This window comes from Mycobacterium sp., assembly GCF_049673265.1.
Taxonomy (GTDB): Bacteria; Actinomycetota; Actinomycetes; order Mycobacteriales; family Mycobacteriaceae; genus Mycobacterium.
The window spans coordinates 1-10,208 of sequence record NZ_JBATXN010000625.1; the positions used below are offsets into that span (position 1 = coordinate 1).

The window sequence follows — 10,208 nt, forward strand, 5'->3', positions numbered from 1 at the left end:
GATAGTCGCCTGCCTGCGCCAGTCGCACCCGGGCGTCCGCCTCGGCGACGTGCGGGGCGTGGGCGTCCGGGTCGGTGTGGACCGCGACCGTGCCCAGGCCGAGATTGCGGCAGGTCGCGAACACCCGTCGGGCGATCTCGCCGCGGTTGGCCACCAGAACTCGAGTGATTGTCATGCGCGTCACATCCGGAAGACGCCGAAGTTCGACGTCCCCTTGATCGGGCCATTGGCTATGGCGGACAAACACATTCCCAGAACGGTACGGGTGTCGCGCGGATCGATCACCCCGTCGTCGTACAGCATCCCGGACAGCACCATCGGCAGCGACTCGGCCTCGATCTGGCCTTCGACCGCGGCCCGCATCGCCGCATCAGCTTCCTCGTCGACTTGCTGGCCGCGCGCCTCGGCGGCCGCGCGGCTCACGATCGACAACACCCCGGCCAGCTGCGCGCCACCCATCACGGCGGCCTTTGCGCTCGGCCAAGCGAACAAAAACCGCGGGTCGTAGGCGCGGCCGCACATGCCGTAATGGCCGGCGCCGTACGACGCGCCGATCAGCAGCGAGATATGCGGCACTGTCGAGTTGGACACCGCGTTGATCATCATCGAACCGTGTTTGATCATGCCGCCCTCTTCATAGTCCTTGCCCACCATGTATCCGGTGGTGTTGTGCAAGAACAACAGTGGCGTGTTGGACCGGTTTGCCAGCTGAATGAACTGGGTGGCCTTTTGCGACTCCTCGCTGAACAGCACACCGCGGGCGTTGGCCAGGATGCCCAGCGGGTAGCCGTGCAGCCTCGCCCAGCCGGTGACCAGAGACGAGCCGTAAAGCGCCTTGAATTCGTCGAACTCGGAGCCGTCGACGATGCGGGCGATCACTTCCCGCGGATCGAACGGGACGCGCAGATCGGCCGGCACGATGCCGATCAGCTCCTCAGCGTCGAACAGCGGCTCGACGACCGGTCTTGGCGCGGGTCCCTGTTTGGACCAGTTGAGCCGGGCAACGATGCGACGCCCGATGCGGATCGCATCGAGTTCGTCGACAGCGAAGTAGTCACCCAAACCCGATATGCGGGAGTGCATTTCGGCACCGCCCAGCGACTCGTCGTCGGACTCCTCGCCGGTAGCCATCTTCACCAGCGGCGGGCCGGCCAGAAAGACCTTCGAGCGTTCTTTGATCATCACGACGTGGTCGGACATCCCGGGCACGTACGCGCCGCCCGCGGTGGAGTTGCCGAACACCAGCGCAATCGTCGGTATCCCGGCCGCCGACAATCGGGTCAGGTCGCGAAACATCCGGCCGCCCGGGACGAAGATTTCCTTCTGCGTGGGTAGGTCCGCGCCGCCGGATTCCACCAGCGACAGCACGGGAAGCCGGTTCTCAAAGGCGATTTGGTTGGCTCGCAGAATTTTCTTCAACGTCCACGGATTGCTGGTGCCGCCTTTGACCGTCGGGTCGTTGGCGACGATCATGCATTCGACACCCTCGACGACGCCGATTCCCGTGACCGTACTGGCGCCGACCGCGAACGCGCTGCCCCACGCTGCGAGTGGGCTCAGTTCGAGGAAGGCGGAGTCGGGATCGACGAGCAGCTCGATGCGTTCCCGGGCCGTCAGCTTGCCGCGGGCATGATGGCGCTCGACGTACTTGGGGCCGCCACCGCCGAGCGCGTTGGCCAGCTCGCCGGCGATCTCCTCAAGCCGTGACGTGGCCGTCGATGCCGCCTCGGCGTAGGTGTCGGAGTTGGGATCGAGCGTGGACTGCAACGCGGTCATGACCACCGCCGACGATGCGGTGGGGGTACCCCCAGCCGCGCAGCGGCGAGGGGGACGGAGCGATGAGGAGGAGGCGGTGTAATCATGACTGATATCCAAGGGTTTTCGCGGCCAGCGAGGTCAAGATTTCGGTGGTGCCGCCTCCGATGCCGAGGATCCGCATGTCGCGGTACTGGCGTTCGACTTCGGATTCGGACATGTATCCCATGCCACCGAACAGCTGAACGGCTTGGTGGGCCACCCATTCGCCGGCTTCGACGGCGGTGTTCTTGGCGAAACACACCGGCGCGATCAGGTTGGTTTCGCCGGCCAGCTGGCGCTCCACCACGTTGCGCGCATAGACGCGCGCGACATCGATGCGACGGGCCATCTCGGCCAGCGTGTTCTGCACGGCCTGCCGGGATATCAGTGGCCGGCCGAACGTCTCGCGGTCGCGGCACCATTGCACGGTGATGTCGAGGCATCGCTGCGCGCTCGAATAGGCTTGCGCGGCAAGGCCGATGCGCTCGGCGACGAATGCCTGCGCGATCTGGGCGAAGCCGCTGTTCTCCGCGCCGACCAGGTTGGCCGCCGGCACGACGGCATCGGTGTAGGACAGCTCGGCGGTGTCCGACGAACGCCAACCCATCTTGTCCAGCTTGCGGCTCACCGCGAACCCCGGCGTGCCTTTCTCGACCGTCAGCAAGGAAACTCCTGCAGCGCCAGGGCCACCGGTGCGTACCGCGGTGACGACGTAGTCGGCGCGTACCCCGGAGGTGATGTAGGTTTTGGCGCCGTTGACGATGTAGTGGTCGCCGTCCCGGACCGCAGTCGTCCGCACGTGCCCGACATCGGAGCCGCCGCCGGGCTCGGTGATGGCCAACGCGCCGATCAGCTCGCCGGCCAAGGTCGGGCGAACGAATTTTTCGATCAGCCCCGCATCCCCGGACGCGATCATGTGCGGCACCGCGATGCCGCAGGTGAACAGCGACGCGAAGACGCCCCCGGGTACAACTGCCTCATGCAGCTCTTCGCAGACGATCACCGCGTCGGCGCCGTCACCGCCGCCGCCACCGACTTCCTCGGGGAAGTTCGCCCCAAGTACCCCGGCAGCTCCCGCGCGTCGATGCAGGTCCCGCGGCAACTCACCGATCCGCTCCCACTCGTCTGCGTGTGGCAAGATCTCCCGTTCGGCGAAGGAGCGCACCGTCTTGCGCAGCTGGTCCCGTTCGGGTGTGGTCCAGATGTTCATGACAACAACCCCTCCGGGATATCGACGTGGCGGCTGCGCAGCCATTCGCCCAGCCCTTTCGCTTGCGGATCGAACCGTGCTTGGTAGGCGACGCCTTGGCCGAGGATGTCGTCGATGACGAAGTTCACCGCACGCAGGTTGGGCAGCAGGTGCCGGGTGACCGGCAGCTCGGCCGTTTCGGGCAGCAGCTCCTTGAGCAGCTCGACGGTCAGGGTGTTGGCCAGCCAGCGCCACTGCTCGTCGGTACGCACCCATACTCCGACGTTGGCCGACCCGCCCTTGTCGCCGCTGCGGGCCGCTGCGATCCGGCCCAGCGGCACGCGACGCGTCGGACCCGCCGGCAATGGCTCTGGCAGGGCCGGCGGGTCGGCGGCCGTCAGATCGAGAGTCTCTGCCGCGCAAGGGATGTAGGTGCCGGTCCCGTCGGCATCCACGGCGACATGCGGCACTTTCGTAGCGTCGACGTAGCCGGCGGTAAACACTCCATACACCTGACCGTCGCCGGGCGGCGCGGTGACGGTGAAGCCCGGATAGCTTGCGAGCGCTAATTCGACTGCGGCCGAGGAAAACTGGCGTCCGACGTTGGCGGCGTCTTGGTCGCGGACCACGCAGCGCAGTAGCGCACTGGCCGTTTCTTCGGTGTCGGCGTCGGGGTGTTCGGTGCGGGCGAGCGTCCACTCCAACTCCGCGGGTTTGACCGTGAGTGCCGCCTCCAGCTGGCGTCGCACCAACGCGGCCTTTTCTTCGATGTCCAGGCCGGTCAATACGAACGTCATCGAGTTGCGGAATCCGCCGATGCTGTTCAGCGAGACCTTCAGCGTGGGCGGCGGCGGTTCACCGACCACCCCGCTGATGCGCACCCGATCGGCGCCGTCGGCGCTCAACTCGATGGTGTCCATCCGGGCCGTGACGTCCGGATTGGCATAGCGGGCGCCGGTGATCTCGTAGAGCAGTTGCGCGGTGACGGTGTCGACGCTGACCAACCCTCCGGTCCCGGGGTGCTTGGTGATCACCGAGGAGCCGTCGGCGTGGATCTCGGCCAGCGGGAAACCCGGGTGGGTCAAATCGGGGATCTCGGTGAAGAACGAGAAGTTGCCGCCGGTGGCCTGAATGCCGCATTCGATCACGTGCCCGGCGACCACGGCGCCGGCGAGTTGGTGGTAGTCGGTGCGGCTCCAGCCGAAGTGCGCGGCCGCCGGCCCGACGGTCACCGACGCGTCGGTGACGCGGCCGGTCACCACCACGTCGGCGCCACTGGCCACGCAGTCGACGATGCCCCAGCCGCCCAGGTAGGCATTGGCCGTCAACGGCGTGCCCAGCCCCAGTTCCTCAGCCCGCGGCAACAGGTCGTCGCCTTCAACATGGGCGACTCGAGCCGCGACGCCCACCCGCTCGGCCAGGCTGCGGATCGCGTCGGCGAGGCCGGCGGGATTGAGGCCGCCTGCGTTGGCGACGATGCGGACACCGCGGTCGTGTGCCAGACCCAGGCACTCCTCGAGCTGGGTCAGGAAGGTCTTCGCGTAGCCGCGATCAGGGTGCTTCATCCGGTCGCGGCCAAGGATCAGCATGGTCAGTTCGGCCAGGTAATCGCCGGTGAGGAAGTCCAGATCGCCGCCGGTGAGCATCTCGCGCATCGCGGAGTGCCGATCGCCATAAAATCCCGAGCAGTTGCCAATCCGGACCGCGGACGCCATACGTGTCGCCCTCCCTTCAGCGTCCTACCGGACGCAACCAACCAACCGGTAGGTTAGCGGGTACCGCAGGTGTCACGTCAAGGATGCTCCCTTTCCGGCTGCCACGTTCGGGTGCCGATTTTTGTGAGCAGCAGGGCAGGAGACTATTATTGATCTCAACTTGGTCGAAACCGCCCCGTTGAGGCTGCTCGTGCGGCGACCCCCCTACCAGTAGTTAGGCCCGATTATGGCTGTGCCAAAGCGCAGGACGTCGCGCGCGAACACCCGGAGTCGGCGCGCGCAGTGGAAGGCTGACAAGCCCGAACTTGTGGGTGTGACGGTGGCCGGCCAACAGCACAAAGTGCCGCGCCGGTTGCTCAAGGCGGCGCGCCTCGGCCTAATCAACCTGGATCGCCGCTAGCTTTTTCGCCATGAGTCCCGCCGTCCGGCAACGGGGCCGGCAGCACAGCGACCCGACGAAGAGCAGGGCAATCAGCCTCTGCACCTCTCAGGCCGCTCTCAGGCGATTGGATGAAACTGGTGGCCGTGCGAATTCTTGTCGTTGACGACGATCGAGCCGTGCGCGAATCGCTGCGCCGGTCGCTTTCCTTCAATGGCTATTCAGTCTCGTTGGCAGAAGACGGGGTGGAAGCCCTCGAGATGATCGCCGCGGATAAGCCCGACGCGCTGGTCCTCGACGTGATGATGCCGCGGCTGGACGGCTTAGAGGTATGCCGTCAGCTGCGCAGCACCGGAGACGATCTGCCGATCCTGGTGCTGACCGCCCGCGACACGGTTTCCGAGCGCGTCGCGGGCCTGGACGCCGGCGCCGACGACTACATCCCTAAGCCGTTCGCTCTTGAAGAGCTGCTGGCCCGCTTGCGCGCGCTGCTGCGCCGCACCAGGATCGAGGAAGCGGGCGAATCCGTGGCGATGACGTTCGCGGACCTCACGCTTGATTCGGTGACCCGCGAAGTTACTCGTGGGCAACGCCAGATCAGCCTGACCCGCACTGAATTCGCATTGCTGGAGATGTTGATTGCCAACCCGCGACGGGTCCTGACTCGCAGCCGGATTCTGGAAGAGGTGTGGGGCTTCGACTTCCCCACCTCAGGCAATGCGCTGGAAGTGTATGTCGGATACCTGCGTCGTAAGACCGAAGCAAATGGAGAGCCGCGGCTGATCCACACGGTGCGTGGAGTGGGTTACGTGCTGCGTGAAACACCGCCCTAATGCGCTTGTTCCGCCGGCGACGTCGAGCTCAGCTGCGAGCCAGCACCTCGTTATCGCTGCGGTGGCGGGTGATGCTGCTGGCGATGTCGATGGTGGCGATGGTGGTCGTCTTGATGGCCGTCGCCGTCTACGCGGTGATCTCCGCGGCGCTGTACAAGGACATCGACAACCAGCTGCAGAGCCGGGCTCAGCTGCTGATCGCCAGCGGTTCGTTGGCCGCCGATCCCGCGAAAGCCATTGAGGGCACTGCCTATTCGGATGTCAACGCGATGCTGGTGAACCCCGGCCGATCGATCTTCACGGCTAACCAGGAGGGCCAGACACTGCCGATCGGGCCGCCGGAAAAGGCCGTCATCCGCGGTGATCTGTTCATGTCGCGGCGGACGGCGGCCGATCAGCGAGTACTGGCGGTGCACCTGCCGAATGGCAGCTCGTTGCTGATATCCAAGAGCCTGGCACCAACCGACGCGGTGATGACGAAGTTGCGTTGGGTGCTGGTGATCGTCGGCGGGGTCGGCGTCGCGGTCGCCGCGGTCGCCGGTGGGATGGTCACCCAGGCCGGGCTGCGTCCGGTGGGCCGGCTGACCGAGGCGGCCGAACGGGTGGCACGCACCGACGACCTGCGGCCCATCCCGGTATTCGGCAGCGACGAACTGGCCCGGCTGACCGAAGCGTTCAACCTGATGCTGCGTGGCCTGGCCGAATCTCGGGAACGTCAGACTCGCCTGGTCGCCGATGCGGGTCACGAGCTACGCACCCCGCTGACATCGCTGCGCACCAACGTCGAACTGCTGATCGCGTCAAGTGAACCGGGTGCGCCGCCGCTGCCCGACCAGGAGATGGCCGATCTGCGCGCCGACGTGATCGCGCAGATCGAGGAATTATCCACGCTGGTAGGCGATTTGGTGGACCTCACTCGAGACGACGCCGGCGAAGTAGTTCACGAGCCGGTCGACATCGGCGAGGTCATCGACCGGTCTCTGGAGCGAGTACGGCGGCGCCGCAACGACATTGAGTTCGACGTCGAGGTGATGCCGTGGCAGGTCTACGGTGATTCTGCGGGCCTGTCGCGTGCAGTGCTGAACCTGATGGACAACGCCGCGAAGTGGAGTCCGTCAGGGGAGACCGTCGGAGTCAAGCTCAGGCAGTTGAACCCAACGCATGCCGAGTTGGTGGTATCCGACCATGGACCGGGGATCCCCGAAGCTGAGCGGGCGCTGGTGTTCGAGCGGTTCTTCCGCTCGACCACGGCGCGCGCGATGCCGGGCTCAGGCCTTGGCCTTGCGATCGTCAAACAGGTCGTGCTCAAACACGGCGGAGCGCTTCGCGTCGAAGACACAGTTGCAGGCGGCGACCCGCCGGGAACGTCGATCCGCGTATTGCTGCCGGGACGGCCGATCCCCACGTCGGAGTACCGGGCCGCCGAGGAAGCTGCGCAGGATGTTAACGCTTCGTCAAAACCGGGGAACTCTCTAGGTCCAGCGAACGTTATCTCAGTCGAATCTCAGACCACGCAGGCAGGGTAGTTACCCAGCTACTGTTAAGTCTGAACCGACTGCCCAAGGAAAAGAGCGACCTAGCGACATGACGAATCACCCGAGGTATTCGCCACCGCCGCAGCAGGCCGGGTACCCCCCGGCGCCCGATCAGCGTGGGGCCCCAGGCTATTCCAGCCATGGGCAGCAGCAAACATATCCTCAGCAATTCGACTGGCGCTACGGCCAGCAGCCCTACCGGCAGCCATACGGTTCGTTCGGTGGCGGTCCGGCAGGCGGTCCGCCGCCGCCGCAACCTGGCATGCCCCGAAAGCGTTCTCGCGCAGGCGCATTGACTGTCGGAGCAGTGGTGATCGCGGTCGTATCGGCCGGCATCGGCGGCGCGACGGCGTCGGTGATCGAGCACCGTGGGCAGCTCCCTTCCATCGCCGACGGAACGTCACTGGGCGGTGCGGCTCCCAGCGTGCCGGCCGCCAATCCCCCGATGGGCACGGTCGAACAGGTCGCCGCGAAAGTGGTGCCCAGCGTGGTCATGCTCGAGACCGATCTCGGTCGACAGTCCGAGGAGGGTTCGGGCATCATCCTGTCTTCCGACGGTTTGATCCTGACCAACAACCACGTCGTCGCCACCGCGGCCAATCCCGGTCACCCTGCTGCGCCGCGCGAGCGTGGTGGCCCGCGGGAGCCGGAGCCTGGTGGCCCGCAGGACCCGGACAGCGAGCCTCCCGTCGGAAAGCCGAAGACCACGGTGACCTTCTCGGACGGGCGCCATGCGGAGTTCACGGTGGTGGGGGCGGACCCGACCACCGACATCGCAGTCGTTCGGGTCCAAGGCGTTTCCGGCTTGACGCCGATCACGCTTGGGTCGTCAGCGAATTTGCGCGTCGGCCAGCCGGTGATGGCGGTCGGGTCGCCGCTGGGCCTGGAGGGCACGGTGACCACCGGCATCGTCAGCGCAATGAACCGGCCGGTGTCGACGACCGGCGAGACCGGTAACCAAAACACCGTCCTCGACGCGATTCAGACCGACGCCGCGATAAACCCGGGTAACTCGGGCGGCGCGTTGGTCAACATGAGCGGACAGCTGGTCGGCGTCAACTCAGCGATTGCCACGCTGGGTGGCGATTCGCCCGACGCGCAGAGCGGTTCGATCGGGCTGGGCTTCGCGATTCCGGTCGATCAGGCCAAGCGCATCGCCGACGAGTTGATCAAGACGGGAACTGCGGCGCATGCGTCCCTGGGCGTCCAGGTCACCAACGACAAGGGCACACCTGGTGCCAAAGTCGTTGAGGTGGTGCCCAACGGAGCGGCAGCAGCCGCCGGCCTGCCCAGCGGAGTCGTGGTGACCAAGGTCGACGACCGTCCGATCAACAGCGCCGACGGGTTGGTTGCCGCCGTGCGATCCAAAGCGCCCGGCGACAAAGTGACGCTCACGTTCAACGATCCCTCGGGTGATACCAAGACTGTGCAGGTCACCCTGGGCAAGGCGCAGCAGTGATGAGAGTCCCCGCATCGTGGTCGGACCCCAGATATACGGTTGCAACCATGGAACAGAGCGCGGAGTTGGTGGGCAGGGCACTCGTCGTCGTCGTCGACGACCGAACCGCGCACGGCGATGAGGACCACAGCGGGCCACTGGTCACCGAGCTGCTCACCGAAGCGGGATTCGTTGTCGACGGCGTCGTGGCCGTCGCTGCTGACGAGGTGGAGATCCGCAACGCACTGAATACCGCGGTGATCGGGGGAGTGGATCTGGTGGTATCGGTCGGTGGCACGGGCGTCACGCCGCGCGACATAACACCCGAAGCGACCAAGGAAATCCTCGATCGCGAACTCCTCGGAATCTCGGAAGCCATCCGGGCGTCAGGGCTGTCAGCGGGCATCATCGATGCCGGCTTGTCACGTGGCTTGGCGGGTATCTCGGGGAGCACCTTGGTGGTCAACCTCGCCGGCTCGCGGTACGCGGTGCGCGACGGTATGGCGACGTTGAATCCGCTGGCGGTCGGGATAATCGCCCAACTCTCGAGCTTGGAGATTTGACTCCCACCAGCCCGCGGCGCGCCGACCGAAGCAAGCTCGACGAGATATTCGGGACGGAGCTGCCGCAAGAGTCGAGCGACGACGCTGATCGCGGCCGTCCGGTGACGATGCGGTCCGAGGAGGAACCGGACAACTGGGATGATCGCGAGCAGTGGCTGAGGGAGAACGTACCCCCACACCACGTTTGACCGGTTGGAGATGTCACAGCATGAATACCCTTGCGTGACTAATTCGCCGCATCGCCCGCATTTGCGGACGTACGGGCATACCGTTTTTGCGGGCGAACTCACATTGCCCTGCTACGCCCTGGCAATTCTGCGGTGACGGAGGTGGCTCGCGTGTTCAAAGGATTCCGAGATTTCATAATGCGGGGTGACGTGATCACCGTCGCTGTCGGGTTGGTTGTGGCCTTGGCTTTTTCAAACCTGGTCAAAGCCTTCACCGACAGCGTGATCAACCCGCTCGTCGCGGCGTCCCAGCCGCATCACGCTCTCGGATTGGGCGTGCAGCTCGGCGACGGAGGCAACAAGGCGACCTTCGTCGATTTCGGAGCGTTCATCTCGGCGATCGTCTACTTCGTGGTCTTCATGGCGACCGTCTACGTTGCGATCGTGCTGCCGTACCGGCACATCCAAAAGCGCCGCGGTGTAAGCGTATTCGGCCAGGAGCCGGCGACCAAGGCATGCTCGGAGTGCATGTCCGACATCCCCGAGGCTGCGCACAAGTGCAAGTACTGTGCCAGCGACCAGCCGGCGGCCG

Annotated in this window: 11 protein-coding genes; 7 read left to right on the forward strand and 4 right to left on the reverse strand. The window is 65.7% G+C overall.

Annotated elements, in window-relative coordinates; all coding sequences use genetic code 11:
• The 4 genes from WBF82_RS21100 to WBF82_RS21115 all read right to left on the reverse strand — a co-directional run.
• Positions 1-175: biotin carboxylase N-terminal domain-containing protein (locus tag WBF82_RS21100; protein ID WP_424384886.1), on the reverse strand; the 175-nt coding region annotated here is incomplete at its 3' end.
• A 5-nt stretch (positions 176-180) separates the two neighbouring features.
• Positions 181-1,776, reverse strand: coding sequence for an acyl-CoA carboxylase subunit beta (locus WBF82_RS21105; protein ID WP_424384877.1), 1,596 nt, complete (start codon positions 1,774-1,776; stop codon positions 181-183).
• An 82-nt stretch (positions 1,777-1,858) separates the two neighbouring features.
• Positions 1,859-3,007 (reverse strand): acyl-CoA dehydrogenase family protein, encoded by a 1,149-nt coding sequence (locus WBF82_RS21110; protein ID WP_424384878.1) that lies wholly within the window; start codon positions 3,005-3,007, stop codon positions 1,859-1,861.
• Complete coding sequence (locus tag WBF82_RS21115; protein WP_424384879.1) at positions 3,004-4,701, reverse strand: acyclic terpene utilization AtuA family protein; 1,698 nt, start codon at positions 4,699-4,701, stop codon at positions 3,004-3,006. The genes WBF82_RS21110 and WBF82_RS21115 overlap by 4 nt, the downstream gene beginning before the upstream one ends.
• 226 nt (positions 4,702-4,927) lie before the next feature.
• On the opposite strand from WBF82_RS21115, the gene rpmF reads away from it, so the two are divergent.
• The 7 genes from rpmF to WBF82_RS21150 form a co-directional block, all read left to right on the forward strand.
• Entirely contained in the window at positions 4,928-5,101 is a 174-nt protein-coding gene (gene rpmF, locus WBF82_RS21120) for a 50S ribosomal protein L32 (RefSeq protein WP_424384880.1), read from the forward strand.
• A gap of 125 nt (positions 5,102-5,226) precedes the next feature.
• Positions 5,227-5,913: a response regulator transcription factor gene (locus WBF82_RS21125; RefSeq protein ID WP_424384887.1), complete on the forward strand. Its 687-nt coding sequence runs from the start codon at positions 5,227-5,229 to the stop codon at positions 5,911-5,913.
• A complete protein-coding gene (locus WBF82_RS21130; protein WP_424384881.1) occupies positions 5,913-7,439 on the forward strand; it encodes an ATP-binding protein in 1,527 nt (508 codons plus the stop codon). The genes WBF82_RS21125 and WBF82_RS21130 overlap by 1 nt, the downstream gene beginning before the upstream one ends.
• Before the next feature lie 58 nt (positions 7,440-7,497).
• Complete coding sequence (locus tag WBF82_RS21135) at positions 7,498-8,907, forward strand: S1C family serine protease (RefSeq protein WP_424384882.1); 1,410 nt, start codon at positions 7,498-7,500, stop codon at positions 8,905-8,907.
• Complete coding sequence (locus WBF82_RS21140) at positions 8,907-9,449, forward strand: MogA/MoaB family molybdenum cofactor biosynthesis protein (protein ID WP_424384883.1); 543 nt, start codon at positions 8,907-8,909, stop codon at positions 9,447-9,449. The genes WBF82_RS21135 and WBF82_RS21140 overlap by 1 nt, the downstream gene beginning before the upstream one ends.
• Positions 9,446-9,637, forward strand: coding sequence for a hypothetical protein (locus WBF82_RS21145; protein ID WP_424384884.1), 192 nt, complete (start codon positions 9,446-9,448; stop codon positions 9,635-9,637). The genes WBF82_RS21140 and WBF82_RS21145 overlap by 4 nt, the downstream gene beginning before the upstream one ends.
• 177 nt (positions 9,638-9,814) lie before the next feature.
• The coding region (locus tag WBF82_RS21150; protein ID WP_424384885.1) for an MscL family protein at positions 9,815-10,208 on the forward strand (394 nt) is incomplete at its 3' end.